13 protein-coding genes are annotated in these 15,405 nt (G+C 54.9%); 7 read left to right on the forward strand and 6 right to left on the reverse strand.

The window, feature by feature from the left end:
• Positions 1 to 27: 27 nt before the first annotated feature.
• The 4 genes from ABDW36_RS21075 to ABDW36_RS21090 form a co-directional block, all read right to left on the reverse strand.
• Complete coding sequence (locus ABDW36_RS21075; protein WP_343703904.1) at positions 28 to 480, reverse strand: hypothetical protein; 453 nt, start codon at positions 478 to 480, stop codon at positions 28 to 30.
• Positions 477 to 1,046, reverse strand: a complete 570-nt coding sequence (locus ABDW36_RS21080) for a sigma-70 family RNA polymerase sigma factor (protein ID WP_343703905.1) — start codon at positions 1,044 to 1,046, stop codon at positions 477 to 479. The genes ABDW36_RS21075 and ABDW36_RS21080 overlap by 4 nt, the downstream gene beginning before the upstream one ends.
• Positions 1,047 to 1,216: 170 nt before the next feature.
• A complete protein-coding gene (locus ABDW36_RS21085) occupies positions 1,217 to 2,980 on the reverse strand; it encodes a hypothetical protein (RefSeq protein WP_343703906.1) in 1,764 nt (587 codons plus the stop codon).
• Complete coding sequence (locus ABDW36_RS21090; RefSeq protein WP_343703907.1) at positions 2,977 to 3,351, reverse strand: BlaI/MecI/CopY family transcriptional regulator; 375 nt, start codon at positions 3,349 to 3,351, stop codon at positions 2,977 to 2,979. The genes ABDW36_RS21085 and ABDW36_RS21090 overlap by 4 nt, the downstream gene beginning before the upstream one ends.
• A gap of 160 nt (positions 3,352 to 3,511) precedes the next feature.
• On the opposite strand from ABDW36_RS21090, the gene ABDW36_RS21095 reads away from it, so the two are divergent.
• The 3 genes from ABDW36_RS21095 (at position 3,512) to ABDW36_RS21105 (ending at position 7,711) form a co-directional block, all read left to right on the forward strand.
• Positions 3,512 to 5,998, forward strand: a complete 2,487-nt coding sequence (locus ABDW36_RS21095) for a phospholipase C, phosphocholine-specific (protein WP_343703908.1) — start codon at positions 3,512 to 3,514, stop codon at positions 5,996 to 5,998.
• Positions 5,999 to 6,131: 133 nt separating this feature from the next.
• Positions 6,132 to 6,431: a helix-turn-helix domain-containing protein gene (locus tag ABDW36_RS21100; RefSeq protein WP_343703909.1), complete on the forward strand. Its 300-nt coding sequence runs from the start codon at positions 6,132 to 6,134 to the stop codon at positions 6,429 to 6,431.
• 2 nt (positions 6,432 to 6,433) lie between these two features.
• Positions 6,434 to 7,711 (forward strand): HipA domain-containing protein, encoded by a 1,278-nt coding sequence (locus ABDW36_RS21105; protein WP_343703910.1) that lies wholly within the window; start codon positions 6,434 to 6,436, stop codon positions 7,709 to 7,711.
• A 7-nt stretch (positions 7,712 to 7,718) separates the two neighbouring features.
• On the opposite strand, the gene ABDW36_RS21110 is transcribed toward ABDW36_RS21105, so the two are convergent.
• Positions 7,719 to 8,318 (reverse strand): YdeI/OmpD-associated family protein, encoded by a 600-nt coding sequence (locus ABDW36_RS21110; protein ID WP_343703911.1) that lies wholly within the window; start codon positions 8,316 to 8,318, stop codon positions 7,719 to 7,721.
• Positions 8,319 to 8,487: 169 nt separating this feature from the next.
• On the opposite strand from ABDW36_RS21110, the gene ABDW36_RS21115 reads away from it, so the two are divergent.
• The 4 genes from ABDW36_RS21115 (at position 8,488) to ABDW36_RS21130 (ending at position 11,163) form a co-directional block, all read left to right on the forward strand.
• Positions 8,488 to 9,015 (forward strand): hypothetical protein, encoded by a 528-nt coding sequence (locus ABDW36_RS21115; protein ID WP_343703912.1) that lies wholly within the window; start codon positions 8,488 to 8,490, stop codon positions 9,013 to 9,015.
• A 94-nt stretch (positions 9,016 to 9,109) separates the two neighbouring features.
• A complete protein-coding gene (locus ABDW36_RS21120; protein WP_343703913.1) occupies positions 9,110 to 9,706 on the forward strand; it encodes a hypothetical protein in 597 nt (198 codons plus the stop codon).
• Positions 9,707 to 9,712: 6 nt separating this feature from the next.
• Positions 9,713 to 10,453 (forward strand): ATP-binding protein, encoded by a 741-nt coding sequence (locus tag ABDW36_RS21125; RefSeq protein WP_343703914.1) that lies wholly within the window; start codon positions 9,713 to 9,715, stop codon positions 10,451 to 10,453.
• A gap of 41 nt (positions 10,454 to 10,494) precedes the next feature.
• Entirely contained in the window at positions 10,495 to 11,163 is a 669-nt protein-coding gene (locus ABDW36_RS21130; protein WP_343703915.1) for a response regulator transcription factor, read from the forward strand.
• Positions 11,164 to 11,215: 52 nt separating this feature from the next.
• On the opposite strand, the gene ABDW36_RS21135 is transcribed toward ABDW36_RS21130, so the two are convergent.
• Positions 11,216 to 15,292: an IPT/TIG domain-containing protein gene (locus ABDW36_RS21135; protein WP_343703916.1), complete on the reverse strand. Its 4,077-nt coding sequence runs from the start codon at positions 15,290 to 15,292 to the stop codon at positions 11,216 to 11,218.
• Positions 15,293 to 15,405: the final 113 nt, after the last annotated feature.

Consider the following 15,405-nt stretch of genomic DNA (forward strand, 5'->3'; position numbering starts at 1 on the left):
GTTATGGATTAGACAATGGCAGGTCAGTTAATGTTGCAGGATCTTGTGTATTTTTTTCCGATAGGATTGCAGCATGTCCAGCCCCTGCATGACCAGTATGGTCAGTATGGTAGTGGCGGCCAGCCCTGTCAGCATGGAAACGGCGCCGCTAAAGAGCTGTGCCACATCATGCCGGAAGAGGTAAAAAGCGGCCGCTGCGGGGAGCAGCAATGCCGCCAGCGCCACATACAGCACCAGGCCGGCTATGCGCCGCGCCGGGCGCAGGGCAGCAGGCTGGAGGCGCGCCATTACCAGCGCGTGGGCGTCGAAACTGAAGGAGGGGGCAGGCAGTTCCCGGAAGGCAGCCGCCATGTTGCGGTACATCTCCATTTTGGCGCGGCAGGCGGGGCACTGTTGCAGGTGCTCCTGTGCTCCCGGCTCAGTGCCGGCTTCCAGCGCGTATTGCTGGATAACATCGTCAGAAAGGTGTTTCAATGTCATAGCTCTTCCTTTTTATACTGAAGCAATAAATGGTCACGCAGGGCCCTTCTGGCCCTGAATAAATAACTTTTTACCGTACCGGCGGGGAGACCGGTGATCTGGGTAATTTCATCGTAGCTGCATTCCTGTTGATGGTAGAGGGAAATAATGGTTTGCTGAACAGGCGGAAGCCTTTCTATGGCGGCCTGCAGTATACCCGCCAGCTCCTTGCGTGACAGGAAAGCGGCAGGGGGCTCGGTGTCAGGCAATGCCGTTTCTCCCGAATCTCCCGGCAGCAGCAGCTTCTTTTTTTCCAAATAATTGATGCAGGTATGATACGCGATCTGTCCTACCCAGGTAGATAACTTTGACCGGAACCGGAAGCCGGGCAGGTGCTGGTAGGCCTTCAGGTAAATTTCCTGTACCAGGTCTTTCCGGTCTTCCACATGCTTCACCATTCTGCAGACGATCTGCGCCACCAGGGCCTCGGTGTTCCTGACAATGGCGCTAAAAGCCTGCGCATCACCACGCAGCACCTGGTTTACGAGGTGGTGGTCTGTTGGAGTATTTCCTGTTAAAGCATGCACTGGGTGGATTAGACAGGTGAGGGGCAAAAATGTTGCACTAAATCTAAGGGATTTTCGGGAATAGGCGGGTTGTTATAAATTGGGTTTGGGCACCGGCAAGCCGGCGCCCTGAAACCCGTGTTCATGCTTACACTATATATAGTATTCTGGAAATTGCGGCTTTTGCAAGGTCAAAGCCTTGACTTGAACACCTCATTGTAGTAGGGCGCGGTGTAAAGGTCTACCTGAAAGTAGTGTTTACCATAGTTTATGGCATTGTGTTCCAGCCTGCTTTCATGGAACAGCACAAAATCAGCAGGGCGGTACTTGTTTAGCGCTTCGTTAGAAGCACGTTTTCCATCTATCCAAACCCCGTATTTGGAGGCATTTTTCCAGGCCGTTAGCTGACTGGCGGTGGGAGATATCTTAACAGGCGGCGGGGGCGGGTTGCCCGTCATGTCTACATTTATTTTGAGTGCCGGCGCATTGAGACGCTGAGGGCCGTCCATCTTCCTATATATCTCGATCATGCGGGCATGTGTTTTTCCGTCCAATTGGTACATATCACGACCGCTTTCCGTACGGATTTTTGTATTGACTTTTTTTGCCAGGGCTGCGTACTCATCCAGTTCTTCCTGAGACGCGCCTTTGCCGGGGGCAAGGGTGCGGCGGGTGATGACCGGCGGCGGGAAGGTGTCTCTGGCAGCGGTTTTTGCTTTGGGAGATGGAGTGAGGTTGACACGCTCGATCCTGGGAGGAGGGAAAGTATCTCTGGCAGCGGTTTTTGCTTTCGGAGACGGTGTGAAATTGATACGCTCGATCTTCGGGGGCGGTACTGCTTTTCTTTTTTGCTGCGCTTTAACAGGTAGCGTGTCTTGTGGGGCGACCGCAGTTTGTGCATTTACCGGCGGCTTTCCCGGGGCTGCCGCGGCAGCCAGCAGCAGCGCTGTGCCGGCCAGCGGAATAATGGCCAGTTGCCGGAGCAGGGCTGATGTACGGGTGGTGTGGGTAGTCATCATAAGAAACCTTTTTTTGATGGCGGCAAAATGAAGGCCGCTGGTGATGGGTATATATTGCGGGTTGGCCAGGGCATTGAACACCAGTTGCTGATAGTCTTGCAGCGAACAGTGACCCAGCGCCGCGCCATCTGCCAGAAACTCATGGTTGAGGCGGATGGCCTTTTTGTATAACCAAAGCACGGGGTTCCACCAGCAGCATACCAGCAACAGTTCTGCCAGCAGAATATCTATGCTGTGCAGCTCCCTGGCATGTGCATACTCATGTTGCAGCATGGGAGTGGGGATGGTAGTTGCATTGCCAACAAAAACGTACCGGAGGAAAGCGTAGGGCGCCACAGCTTCTCCTGTCTCTATTACCCAGGCTCTGTGGTAAGGTGTTTTTTTGCAGCCGCGTGTTTTTGCATATATGCGGTAGAGGTTGCGGATGAGGCGCAGCAGCAGCAAGGTGGTGAGGGCTATGTAGATGGCCGGCAACCAGCGGGCAGGTGTGCCGGTACTATAATAGGCTGCGTCTGCAGACATGCTTCCGGTATTTATGGTAGTATGGTTTCCGGCATTGGAATTCGGGAAATTTCCGGGACCTGTTTCAGCAGCTTTTGTATTTGTTCCCGTAGCGTTTGCCGTATTCGCTTTTGAAGAATTTTCTGCATTTGTTTCTGTCAGGCTTGCAGGATTTGCTTTTGCGAGGCTCCCGGTATTCGTTTCAGCATCCGCCTTCATAAACCATCCCGCTACGCCGCTATATTCCGCCATTCTCTCCACCACGCCGCCCGCAGGCCCCTGCACCGTTACCAGCGGCGCCAGCAGCGGCAGCATCAGCGCAGCCAGCAGGTACGCCCTGGAAAACCGGTGCAGCCTGGCCCGCTCCAGCAGCAGCCGGTATACGAGCAGCAACAGGCCGGAGCAAATGATCACTTTAAGAGCGTAGAGTATCATTTCTTTTTCTTTTTAATTTCAGCGTCAATGATCTTCTTCAGCTCTTCCAGCTCACTTTTGGAAAGGTTGGCGGACTGTGTGAAGAAAGAAGCGAACTGTGCCGCTGAATCGTTAAAAAAATCCCTGATAATACCGTTCACGTGGTTCGAAAAATAAACCTGCTTGTCTACCAGCGGATAGTATTGCCTTGAATTGCCATGCTGCGTATATGCCACAAAACCCTTTTCCTGCATGCGCTTCAGCAGGGTGGCCACCGTGGTGGAGGCGGGGCGCGGCTCCGGCAGGGCTTCTATCAGGTCTTTCATATACACCTTTCCCCGCTGCCAGATGTGCTCCATCAACTGTTCTTCCGCCTTTGACAATTGTACCATGTTCTACGTGTTTAGAGTATGCTCTACAAATGTAGAATAAGTACTGGTACAGCCAAATTAATTTTCCGGCATATTTTCAGGAAAGGCATTAATCCCTGCAGCCCATTCGTCATTTATCATTATTTTGATCCGTGGAATAAAAACATCAAAGCAACAGCTTATGGACACGAGAAGAGAATTTTTACGGAAAGCGGCCCTGCTCACCGGCGCGGGCGGTCTTGCCAACATGCTCCCTGAAACCATTCAACGCGCGCTGGCCATCAACCCCGCTCCAGGCAGCACTTTTCTTGACGCGGAGCACGTAGTGTTCCTGATGCAGGAGAACAGGTCTTTCGATCACTGCTTCGGCCGCCTCAAAGGCGTACGCGGTTTTAACGACCCCCGCGCGCTGAAGCTGGAAGACGGCCGCCCCGTGTTCCTCCAGAAAAACACGGCAGGAGAGACCTATGCACCCTTCCGCCTCAACATCAAAGACACGAAAGCCACCTGGATGAGCGCCTTGCCGCATTCCTGGGCAGACCAGGTAGACGCGCGCAATAACGGGCAGTACGACCGCTGGCTGGACGTGAAGAAGTCAGGCAACCGGGAGTACAGTCGAATGCCGCTCACCATGGGCTACTACGACCGGGAAGACATTCCCTTCTACTACGCCCTGGCGGATGCTTTCACGGTATGTGACCAGCATTTCTGCTCTTCTCTCACCGGCACCACGCCCAACCGCCTTTACTTCTGGACAGGCACCATCCGCCAGGAGCAGCGCAGCGGGGTAAAGGCCAACGTCTACAATTCCGATGTAGATTACGGCAAGCCGGCTTCCTGGCCTACCTTCCCCGAAATACTGGAAGCCAATAACGTATCATGGAAAATTTATCAGAACGAGATCAGCGCGGACGTTGGGTTTGAAGGCGAAGAAGATTCATGGCTGGCCAACTTTACAGATAATCCCATAGAATGGTTCTCCCAATACCATGTACAATATTCGGAAGCGCACCTGGCTTACCTCCGCAAGGTGAAGCAGGAAGCGCCGCAGCAACTCGCCGCGATGGAAAAGGAGCTGGCGGGCCTGCCGGCAGGCAGCAAAGAGCGGCAAGACCTGCAACGCAAAATACAACGCCGGAAAGACCTGCTGGCTTATGCGGAAAAAACGCTGAATATGGTGGCCCAAACCCCTTTCGGCGCTTTGCCGCAGCGGGAGCAGCAGCTGCATAAAAAAGCGTTCACCACCAATGTGAACGACCCTGACTACCATTCTCTCACCCGCCTGCAGTATAAAGACGGAGATACGGAGCGGGAAGTGCAGCTGCCGAAAGGAGACATCCTGCACCAGTTCCGGCAAGACGTAAAAAGCGGCCAGCTGCCCGCCGTGTCATGGATAGTGGCACCGGAGAATTTTTCTGATCACCCCGGCGCGCCCTGGTATGGGGCCTGGTACCTGTCTGAAGTGATGGACATACTCACGCAGAACCCCGAAATATGGAAGAAAACCATTTTTATACTGACCTATGACGAGAACGATGGTTACTTTGACCACGTACCGCCCTTTGTGCCGCCCACGCCCGGCAGCCTGGAAGGCGGCAAGGTATCCAAAGGGATTAACACGGCGGTGGAATACGTAACGGCAACAGAGCAAGACCCCGGCCGCGGCGCGCGGGAAAGCGCCATTGGCCTTGGTTACCGCGTGCCGCTGGTAGTGGCCTCTCCCTGGAGCCGTGGCGGCTTCGTGAACTCGCAGGTGTTTGACCATACGTCAGACCTGCAGTTCCTGGAAAAATGGTTGTCTCATAAACTGAAAAGGAACATTGCATCACCCAATATTTCTACATGGCGGCGTACCGTCTGCGGAGACTTTTCCTCTATTTTCCGGCCTTATAACGGCGAGAAAATTGCCACGCCCGCATCTGTAGAAAAAGAGGCGTTTATTGAAACGGTACACAAGGCCCGTTTCAAGGCGCCACCGGCCAATTTTAAAAACGTTACCGGCCAGGCGGTGCTTTCCGTAAGAGAAGGGCAGGAGCTGGGCCTGCTGCCCGAACAGGAGCCCGGCATACGCCCCGCTTGCGCCATTCCGTACGAGCTGTACGCGGATGCCGCCCTCAGCGCCAACGGCAAACAGGTGGTGCTGCAACTGGAAGCGGGCAATACGCTTTTCGGCAAACAGGCCGCCGGCGCGCCTTTTCATGTATACACCGGCAACAACCGCAACAGCAGGGCCTATGCCGTAGCGGCGGGAGACAAGTTGACGGACGAATGGAGCACCGCCGATGGTTACTCCCTGGAAGTATACGGCCCCAACGGCTTTTACCGTGACCTGAAGGGAGACGCATCAGACCCGGGCCTCACCGTAAAAATGGAATACACCCGCAGCGGTAAAAAGGCTGACGGCAACGTTGCATTTCTGTTGCACAACACATCGTCACACTCCCTGGAAATTGCGGTAGCAGACGTTTCTTACGGCGGCAAAAGCCGGAAGCTCACCCTGCCCGCAGGCGCCCGGCAGAAAGTAGCGGTGGCGCTGGGGGGCAGCCATGGCTGGTATGACCAGCTGATCTCTGTGAGAGGGAAAAACAATTTTATGCGGCGGTATGCGGGGCATGTGGAAACGGGGGCGGCGAGTATGAGTGACCCGTTGATGGGGAAGGTGGTGTAAGCTGGAGGATATTATAGGTAACGGGCGTTGTTGGTCAGCGCCCGTTTTTTATGTGCTCTTACGAATACAGATAATTACTTATTTGACTGATATTTCGGTATTTTTTTGTATTTTTGACTGAAATATCGGTAGAATGAAACCTAAAAAGACCATATTACTTCCTTCTGCTGAAAATACGCTGAAGGAGTTGGGAAGCAATATGAAGCTTGCCCGCAAGCGCCGCAGGCTAACTGCGGACCAGGTTGCGGAAAGGGCAGGCATTGCCCGGTCTACCCTGCAATTGATCGAGAAGGGCGACCCCGGCGTGGCTATGTCTTCATACGTGCAGGTACTCTTTGTATTAGGTTTGGACAAGGATATTATGAAAGTGGCTGCGGATGATCCATTGGGAAGGAAATTGGAGGATGCCCGGCTATTGAAAAAAGGAAATTGAACATGGCAAAAGTAGCTTTACAGAAGGAGATCTTTGTTTACGCGGATTGGCTTGAGCTAAACGGCGCCCAATTAATGGGAGTGCTGACGGTAGGATCAGGGCGCGGACGGGAAACCTTTTCATTCTCTTATAACCCTGTGTGGCTGGAAGGGGCGCCGGCTCTTCTTCTTGACCCGGACTTGATGCTATACCCAGGCCCGCAGTATGTGCGTGATGAGAAACCGAATTTCGGACTCTTTACAGATTCTTCACCTGACCGCTGGGGCCGCGTGCTGATGGAGCGGCGGGAAGCTTACAATGCACGGCAGGAAGGGCGCAGAGCAAGGGCATTGATGGAAAGTGATTATCTGCTGGGTGTACATGACCTTTACCGGATGGGAGCCTTGCGTTTTAAACTTGACCCTGACGGCCCGTTCCTGAATGATAATACGGCTATGGCAGCGCCACCCATGACATCGTTGCGTACGCTTGAAGAAGCCAGCCTGGCTCTGGAAAGGGACGACGCTGCGGAAGACCCTGCTTTTTCTCAATGGCTGAACATGCTGATGTCTCCGGGTTCCTCACTGGGTGGGGCCAGGCCCAAGGCCAGTGTTGTTGACCCCCAAGGACATTTATGGATAGCCAAATTTCCCAGCGGGCGTGATGGCTGGGATATCGGTGGATGGGAACAGGTATCCCATATGCTTGCCACGCAGGCGGGCTTGAATGTAGCGCAAAGTAAGGCAAAACGATATTCGCAGGATAATCAGACTTTCCTCTCAAAGCGCTTTGACCGCACAGCAGCCGGCCGTATTCATTTCGCGTCCGCAATGACGCTGCTGGGAAAAACTGACGGGGTTGACGCTGCGGCCAATGTATCGTACCTGCACCTTGCCGAGTTTATTGTACGGCATGGTGCTGCCCCTGATGAAGACCTGGAAGAGCTGTGGCGGCGAATCGTTTTTTACATCTGCATCAGTAATAGTGACGATCACCTGCGCAATCACGGCTTTCTGCTTACGCCACGCGGCTGGCGTTTATCACCGGCGTATGATATTAACCCCGTGCCCAACGCTACGGGGCTGAGCCTGAATATTTCTGAGTACGGGAATGAACTGGAGCTGGACCTGGCAAGAGAAGTGGCTGAACGGTTCCGCATTCAGGAAAAGAAACGTGAAGCAATTATAAAGGAGGTTTCCAAAGTTGCAGGGCACTGGCGTGAAGTAGCTACCGGTATTGGCATTCCACGGCGCGATATGGAGAGAATGCAGCATTGTTTTTATAATGCTTCCGGGAAATAAATCCTTTCTACTTCTGATACTTCCAGTTCCTGTGCTTCCCCTCCGCCATCCACTCCACCGCCGTTTCCAGCCGTTTATTGCGCGTAGCCTCCGTTTTGGCGTCTTCTATCCACTCTATATATTCCTTACGCGCAGAGTAACTAAATGCCTCAAAGTTCTTGGCCGCGGTTTTGTTTTTCTTCAGCGCGGCTGCCAGCGCCGGGGGGGTGCTGATCTCTTTTTTATCTGTTTTAGCGGCTTTGCTGGGCTTGATACCTTTTTTGTTGAGCTGGTCTGCTTCTTTCAGGTAGGCGGCCAGTATCTTGTCTGACGGCAGGTCTTCCAGGCTGGTAATTCTCCCCAGCTGCCCCATGGCGGTTTCCCCGATTTGGGTGAAGAGGCCGTGGCTGTCTTTCAGCAGCGAGGCTTTCCAGAAGTTCACGATACAATGTTTTTTGAAGGCGGCTATGCTGCAAAGGTTATCTCCATAGGTCTCGAAAAAAGGTACGCCCCACTTGATGGTCTCGGTGGCATGCGGGCAGGTTTTCAGCACCAGCTTGCGGATGTGCTGCAGGATGGGCTGCGCAAAGGGAGCTGCTTTCGAGATATACAGGGTAGTTGCGTCCATAATTGAAATTAAAGAAAATTCCTATCTTGTACACATTGGGCGGCACCGGTTATACCCCTCCGGGAAATGCAACAGGTATTTATACGTTTTTTTTCGGGCAATTGTACCTGCCCGCGCTTCCATTCATCGTTTTACCTTGCAATTACTCACATAAAAAAATACAATTGTTATGAAAAGATCCCAAACAGTGCTTTATTTCATCATCCTCATCCTGCTCATATTGCTTATTTACCGGGAATTTGGACGGGATGGCGGCATTCCTGTAGACAAGGAAAGGGCCAGGGAGCATGTGATCCCGGTAGACGAAGCTGCGGCCTATACCAAGGCTTTTTCAAGCGCCAAAATGGAGTTGCAGAAGCAATTGCAGGATACAGGGTACCTCAACCGCAATTTTAACCTCCCCAAAGCTGAATCTTTCAACCGGCATGCTATTGCCGCCCTGCTGAATAAAAAAGGCGCAGACGGTATCAGGATCTACCTGGGCCTGAACCCCAAGAAAGAAGTGGTATTTGTATTGCTGCCGGTAGATGCGAAGGGAAAAGATATTGCGGAGAAACTGATAGCTTACGAAACGCCCTGGATACCTGGTGTGAGCAGGGCCATGGCATTGCCGCCCGCCGAAGATGCGGAGGCCATGGAGCGTGGCCACCGCTGCCCCCATACCTGCGATCTTGAAAGCCCCGTGACCGCGCCCTGATGCAAATTTCTATAACCTGCTTCCCATGTCCAATACCGCTACACAGCTACTGAGCTTTACGGTTCTCATACCTCTGATAATGGGGCTGGCACGAATGAACCGCGTTCGTGCCAGCTTTCATCCTTTTCTGCTGCTGCTATTGCTGGCCTTCACCGCGGAAGTGGTGAGCCAGATCACTATCCGCCTTACCAAAGACAACCGCATTCCCAGCAACATTTACATACTGCTGGAAGCCGGCATCATCCTGTACCTTTTCTATACCTGGGGTTTCCTGAAAAAAAGGAAGTGGCTGTTTGCCGCGCTGGCGGCTATTTACCTGGTGGTATGGGTGGTGGAGAACATCTGCATGGGCGTGCTGGCCAACGGCTTCTCCTCCTATTTCGTCATCCTCTATTCCCTCACTACGGTATTTTTATCTATCAGCGAGATCAATGCGCTGGTAACTTCCTATAGCGACAACCTGTTCCGCAATTCCAAGTTCCTCATCTGCACCGGTTTCATCATCATTGGTGTATACAGTCTCATTACAGAAGGGTTTATGCTGATAGATCCGGACAATTCAAAAATTGGCCGGCAGATCTTCGGGATTTTTGCGTTTATCAACGCTTTTGTTAATATTGTTTACGCCGTAGCCGTTTATTTCATGCCCGTGAGGGACGACTATTATTTTTCCAAGCGGTTTAAAGCGTAGGGCCCCATGGAAGAAAGGATCGTTTATACCACCGTGTTCCTCTGCTCGCTGCTGGCGGTGATCATCACCTTTTTTATCGTGTCTATCATCCGCTACCACCGCCGCTACATCCGCCTGCAGCGGGAGCGTATTACGGCAGAGATACGCCTGCTGGAAAACGAACGTAAACGTATTGCCACAGACCTGCATGACAGCCTGGGCCCGCTGCTTTCCACCGTAAAGCTCAACATCAGCAGCGTGGAAGTACCCGATGCGCGTGACAAGGCGGTGATAGCCAAGTCGGGTAAATACATAGACGAGATCGTAACGTCCATGCGGCAAATATCCCACAACCTGCTGCCTAACACGCTGGAAAGAAAGGGCCTGCAGGATGCCATCCGCGAGTTTTACCAGTTACTGGGGCAGGAGGGGCGCATGGAACTGCGGGTGTATGCGGTGAACGACATCACACCTCATCCGGAAAGGGACATCCACATTTTCCGCATCGTGCAGGAGATCATCCATAACACGCTCAAACATGCCGGCGCAACGCGCCTGGAAATCGGCTTCAGTGAAGATGACAGGGAGCTGCTGGTGCTGGCGGAAGACAACGGCAAAGGCTTCGATGTGGAAAAGAGCCGCCGCAACTCCCGCGGGCTGGGGCTTAAAAGCCTGGAAATACGCACAGACATCATCCGCGGCCATCTCTCCATCTATTCCGCCCCCGGCCGGGGCACGCGCTATTATATCAGGATACCTCTGGGATAATTCGTATATTTGTCAGCAACCTCAAACACTACATTAGCGGCATGAACTACGATATTCGCCTTGCAGTTGCAGACGATCACGAAATTTTTCTGGACGGGCTGGCGCTGATGCTTTCCCGGCAGGAAAACATCATACTGGTAGGCCAGGCGGCAGACGGCCGCGAGCTGCTGGAGCTGGTGGAAAAGGAGAACCCCGATGTGATCATGACAGACATCAAGATGCCGCGTATGGACGGCATTGCCGCCACCCGCGAGCTGGTGCGCCGAAACCCTGACGCACGTATCATTGCCCTTTCCATGTTTGATGAAGAAGACCAGATCGTCGAAATGCTGGAGGCCGGCGCCAAAGGATACCTGCTGAAGAACGCGGACAAACAGGAGATACTGGACGCCATTGCGCACGTGTACGAAGACAAGGTGTACTATTGCAAAAGCACATCCGCCAAGCTGGCCGGCATGATAGCCCGCAGCCGGTTCAATCCCCATAAACCCCGTGAAGTGGTCACGTTCACAGACCGCGAGCAGGAAATTATCCGTCTCATTTGCCAGCAGCTGACCGCGCAGCAGATAGGTGACCGCATCTTTCTCAGCAAACGTACCGTAGAAGGTTACCGCACCCGCATCCTCGAAAAAATGAACGTGCGCAACACCGCGGGCGTAGTGATGTACGCGCTCAAAAACCATCTCATCCGGGAAGAAGAACTGTTATAAAAAAAGAGGGCGCCCACGCGGGGCGCCCATGGCAGATCGGTGCTCGGTTGTACTAAAACCCTAATGTTTCTGCCTGAAGGTCTACCGTATTCCAGTCGCTCACAGATACCACCAGGTCATGATTGACCGGCAGCTGCAGCGATACTTTTTTGTTCACCGGCGTATTGGCCGTTTTGTTCACAGAGAAAGCCTTCACTTCCACATTTTTCAGCGAGCTGCGGTTGCCCAGCCTGAACAGGCTGAGGTCTGGCGCCACCGTAATATCTGCCTCCGTGGCCGGGCCGCCGCCTACGCCGCTGATAGCCAGCGAGCGTACCTGGTTGCCTACCAGCTTGGAGAAGGTAACGGTGAACTCTTTTTCCGCATGCGGCGCAAAGCGCACCTGTGAAGCGTCTGCGTTCATCATCAGCGTATCCCGGTGGCCGGGCTGGGTGGCCACGTTTTCCAGTTTGATGGTAGTACCGTCCGGCATAATGCTGTTGAAGGTGTAAGTGCCGCTGCCATTGCCTACAATATGGCGCGTATAGCTACGGTCTACGGGCAGCAGGTAGGCGCCGGGCACCAGGTAGCAGGGGTGCGAGTCCGGCACCTCACTGTAGATGCTGTTGTTGAAGCGGCCAACGCGCAGGCCGTTTTCATCCAGTATTTCCAGGTCTGCAGGGCTCAGCAGGAAGTCGATGATAAAGCTGGTGAGACCGAAGGGGCCGGAGAAGGGCAGGTCATGGTCCGCCAGCAGGTAATCTCCGTTGCTCATCTGGCCCAGCGTAATGTTATCGCTGCTGGAGAACTGTATGTCCGTGCCGCCGTCAAAATAATCATAGTGCAGCACGCCGCCGTCCATCCTGAATTTGATGCGGCAGTTAGGATCATCCTGGTGGTTGCAATCCCAGCAATAGAGCTCTACGCCGTTCAGACTGGCCGTGGTGGTGGATCCATCTGCGCTCAGTTTGGGGCCGGGGTGGCCTTCCGGGTATACGAAGCGGTAAGGCATGAGGCAATGGCTGGAGCTGAGACCGTCTATATACCCAGCGTCCCATACGGCGCCGGAGGGTATGAAGAACAGGAGGGGCGCCACGTTACGGTCGCAGCCGGTGAGGAACACCTTTTCAATTTCACGGGCCGTTTTTTCCACGCGGGCAATTTCCTGCCGGCTTTGGTCATGGAAGTGGATGAGGCTTTCGCGGCTGAGCAGTTTGCCGTGAATGGCAGTGAGCATTTTATGGATGCTGGCCTTGGAAAAAGTGACGGCGTCGTTTTCTCCCTTCCAGAGCTTGTCTGCCACAAAGCTGGCCATGGAGGTGCAGAAGCCGGTGGCCAGGCCGCCGTTGGCGGTGCCTTTCAGGAAGTGCTCATAGAAAATATAAAACGCGCCGGTGAGCACGGGGTGGCCAAAGAGGGGGTCAAGCAGCTCATGCCATACTTCGGCAGTGCCGAAGGTATCTTCAAACGTGCCCCAGTCAGGCACGCCGTCTGTGGGATTTTTGAAGGGCAGGTTGTTGGCGCCGAAGGTGAAGGGTATTTCCAGTATGCGCGGTTTGGAGGCGGTGCGCGTGTTGCTCACCAGCCCGTCAGGGTTCCTGACCGCTACGTTTACCGTGCCGCCGCTGCTGCCGGTACCGCCGGTGCCCGGCATGCGGAACACCACCTGGGTGGCGGTAACGCTGCTGGCGGGTATGGCGGCGCCGTTGATGAGCACGGAAGCGCCGGTGAGGAAGGCCTTGCCGGTGATGGTCACGTCCGCATTAGGTGGCAGACTGGCGGGCAGCGTGTCCAGCTGCGGTTTTACGCGGATGGGTACGCGGTTGCTTTCCGTACCGTCTGATGCGCGCCTTACGTATACAGACTTCTGGCCGCCTGAAATATTGAGCGGCACGTTTACGGAAATGCTTTCATCTGCGTTGATGGTGGGTACCAGGGTGGCCACGCCTTCTATCACCACCCGGTCATTATTGGCGAACTGCGTGCCGCGCAGGGTTATTTTATTGCCGGGGAATACTTCGGAGGGATTGATCTCTGTTACAAAAGGCCGGGTAAGCAGCTCTTCCCAGGCGTCTTCACTGAACTGGAAGAAGCGGTTTTCCGCGTCGCGGCCGGCCAGGGAAGCGTCAGGGCCTGTAGCGCCGGGTTGCCCTTTGGAGCCGTTGTGGCCGTTGCGGCCGTCTTTGCAGGTTTCACCGTTGCCGCTGCGGCCGCCAATGCCGCCGTTGCCGCCTTCACCGCCCGCGCCGCCGCGGCCGCGCTGGCCGCCCTGGTTTTTGAGGCGGAAGGCGTTGTTGGTAACGGTGGAGGCCAGGGTGCCGTCCAGCACGCCAATGGTGATGTTACCGCCTGCGCCGCCGTTGCCGCCGCGCCCGCCGTCACCGCCACGGCCGCCATTGCCGCCGTCTCCGCCATCTCCGGGGTCGCTCACGCAATGCCAGCCAAATACCCATATCCTTTTACCGCCAGCGCCGTCTGCGCCGTCTCCGCCGCGCCCGCCACGCTGGCCGGCGCCGCCTTTGATGCCGTCTTCCCCGTTCAGGTCCAGGTTAGGAATGTTGGTAAGGTCTTTCACCCACATTTCCAGTGCAGGCGCATTGCGGCCGCCTGCGCCCGGTATGCCTTCCGAGCCGGGTTGGCCGTTGGAGCCGTCCAGCCCGTCACGCGAATCATGTTTGGTATGGATACCGTTCCAGCCCTGGCCGTTGAGGCCGTCATCATTCAACCGCGGCGGAGTAGAGCCGCCGGGGCGCCGCCAGGTAATGGTGGCGTTGGGGCCGCAGATCACTCTTTCCGCTATGATGTACAGCTTTTCCACATCCGGTTCTATCACCAGCTGGGTGTTGGTAAGGTCCAGCACGCCGGCAATGATCACAGACGCGCCTATGGGCAATGTGACCATTTTAATGGGCTTGGGCGGCTGCGTGAGCATGGGCCAGGCTTCCGGCTTGCGGGCGGCTATCTGTTGCAGAAAGGTTTCCTTGTTGTTGAGCCGCAAGCCTGTACCACTGAGCTGCACTACTTCGCTGAGGCTGACGCCGGGGCGGAAAGCGGCCAGAGTGGGGCTGTTGCGGATCACGTCTTTAGGCAGGCGCACGCCGGTACGGTTCAGGATGGTGAGATGGTCCAGCCGGCCGGAGAGGCCTGTGGCGCCAATGGTATTAACAGGGGTGATAGGCCCCGGTGCGGGATGCGTTACGGTAGCCGCCGCCTTGAGCACGGCGCTGCTGTTGCGGTTGGGCAGGTAGCGCGCCAGCTGCTCTTTTTTCTGCGCGGCCGTAAGCGCCTTGAAGCCGCCGGCAATATTGCCCCAGTTCACATCTATGATCCTTGACTTGCGCGGGGCCACCAGCAGCTTGCCTTTGGGAATGGCGGTGGGCACTTTGACCTGCAGGGTGGAAAGATCGCTGATCTTCTCCACGCCGGCGGCGTTCATGATTTCCTTGATGGGCTGCAGGTGGGCGCGGCTCTCGTCAAGGCTGGCTATAACAGATACCAGCGCGCCGGCGCCTATTTTATTTTTGATGCTCGTTTCGAGGATCTTGGCGTCCCTTACCCGTTTGTTCCAGGCGGTGGCGGTAAAAGCGCCTTCGCGGATGGTGATGTTGCCGATCTTCCCTTTGAACTGGTAGGCTTTGCCGTCCATGCCGGCGCCGGCCCTGAAGCCCAATTGGCCCACCGGTTCCAGGGCGCCGGTGGTTTTGGACGTGGCTACAGATTTGTCGTTCACCTCCAGCGTCATTTTGCCGCCCGCGTCTCTTGAGAAACGCACACGATAGGCTTTGCCGGCTGCCAGCGGGGTTTTGGCCGCCAGGCTTTGCCAGCCCGTTCCTTTTACGTGCACGCTGCCGGTGAGCAAACCTTTATTGTCGATGAAAAGCGCGGCTGGAGGGGATTGAGATTCCATGATGTTCTGCCGGCTGCCGGTAACGGCCTCGGGAGTGATCACAGCTTCCAGGGTAAAAGCGCCGCTGGTTTCCAGCCCCGGAATTCGGCCCATGTTGATGAAGCCTTTTGTGATTAAAAATTCGTCTTCTTTGGTGGAATGGGTAATGCTGCCATTCATGGTGATGGGCGTGCCCAGAAAGGAGCCGTCAAATACTCCGTTGTTTTCGGCACGCACAAACAGCAGCGTTTTAAGCTGTTCCATAATTGTGCTTTTTGGGGTTATGAAATAAGGTATGCGGGATATGGTCAACATAAAGTTAGGGCTTTTTCAAATACACCGGGTACGTACTAGTACGCAAGTTTTGCCGCCTTTTA

Source organism: Chitinophaga sp. (genome assembly GCF_039596455.1).
Lineage (GTDB): Bacteria > Bacteroidota > Bacteroidia > Chitinophagales > Chitinophagaceae > Chitinophaga.

Excerpts from the sequence above, each read along its gene's own strand:
- ABDW36_RS21100 (WP_343703909.1), top strand. The coding sequence starts at position 6,132 with ATGAAACCTAAAAAGACCATATTACTTCCTTCTGCTGAAAATACGCTG.
- ABDW36_RS21115 (WP_343703912.1), top strand. The coding sequence starts at position 8,488 with ATGAAAAGATCCCAAACAGTGCTTTATTTCATCATCCTCATCCTGCTC.
- ABDW36_RS21120 (WP_343703913.1), top strand. The coding sequence starts at position 9,110 with ATGAACCGCGTTCGTGCCAGCTTTCATCCTTTTCTGCTGCTGCTATTG.
- ABDW36_RS21075 (WP_343703904.1), bottom strand. The coding sequence starts at position 480 with ATGACATTGAAACACCTTTCTGACGATGTTATCCAGCAATACGCGCTG.
- ABDW36_RS21095 (WP_343703908.1), top strand. The coding sequence starts at position 3,512 with ATGGACACGAGAAGAGAATTTTTACGGAAAGCGGCCCTGCTCACCGGC.
- ABDW36_RS21135 (WP_343703916.1), bottom strand. The coding sequence starts at position 15,292 with ATGGAACAGCTTAAAACGCTGCTGTTTGTGCGTGCCGAAAACAACGGA.
- ABDW36_RS21125 (WP_343703914.1), top strand. The coding sequence starts at position 9,713 with ATGGAAGAAAGGATCGTTTATACCACCGTGTTCCTCTGCTCGCTGCTG.
- ABDW36_RS21090 (WP_343703907.1), bottom strand. The coding sequence starts at position 3,351 with ATGGTACAATTGTCAAAGGCGGAAGAACAGTTGATGGAGCACATCTGG.
- ABDW36_RS21110 (WP_343703911.1), bottom strand. The coding sequence starts at position 8,318 with ATGGACGCAACTACCCTGTATATCTCGAAAGCAGCTCCCTTTGCGCAG.
- ABDW36_RS21130 (WP_343703915.1), top strand. The coding sequence starts at position 10,495 with ATGAACTACGATATTCGCCTTGCAGTTGCAGACGATCACGAAATTTTT.
- ABDW36_RS21085 (WP_343703906.1), bottom strand. The coding sequence starts at position 2,980 with ATGATACTCTACGCTCTTAAAGTGATCATTTGCTCCGGCCTGTTGCTG.
- ABDW36_RS21105 (WP_343703910.1), top strand. The coding sequence starts at position 6,434 with ATGGCAAAAGTAGCTTTACAGAAGGAGATCTTTGTTTACGCGGATTGG.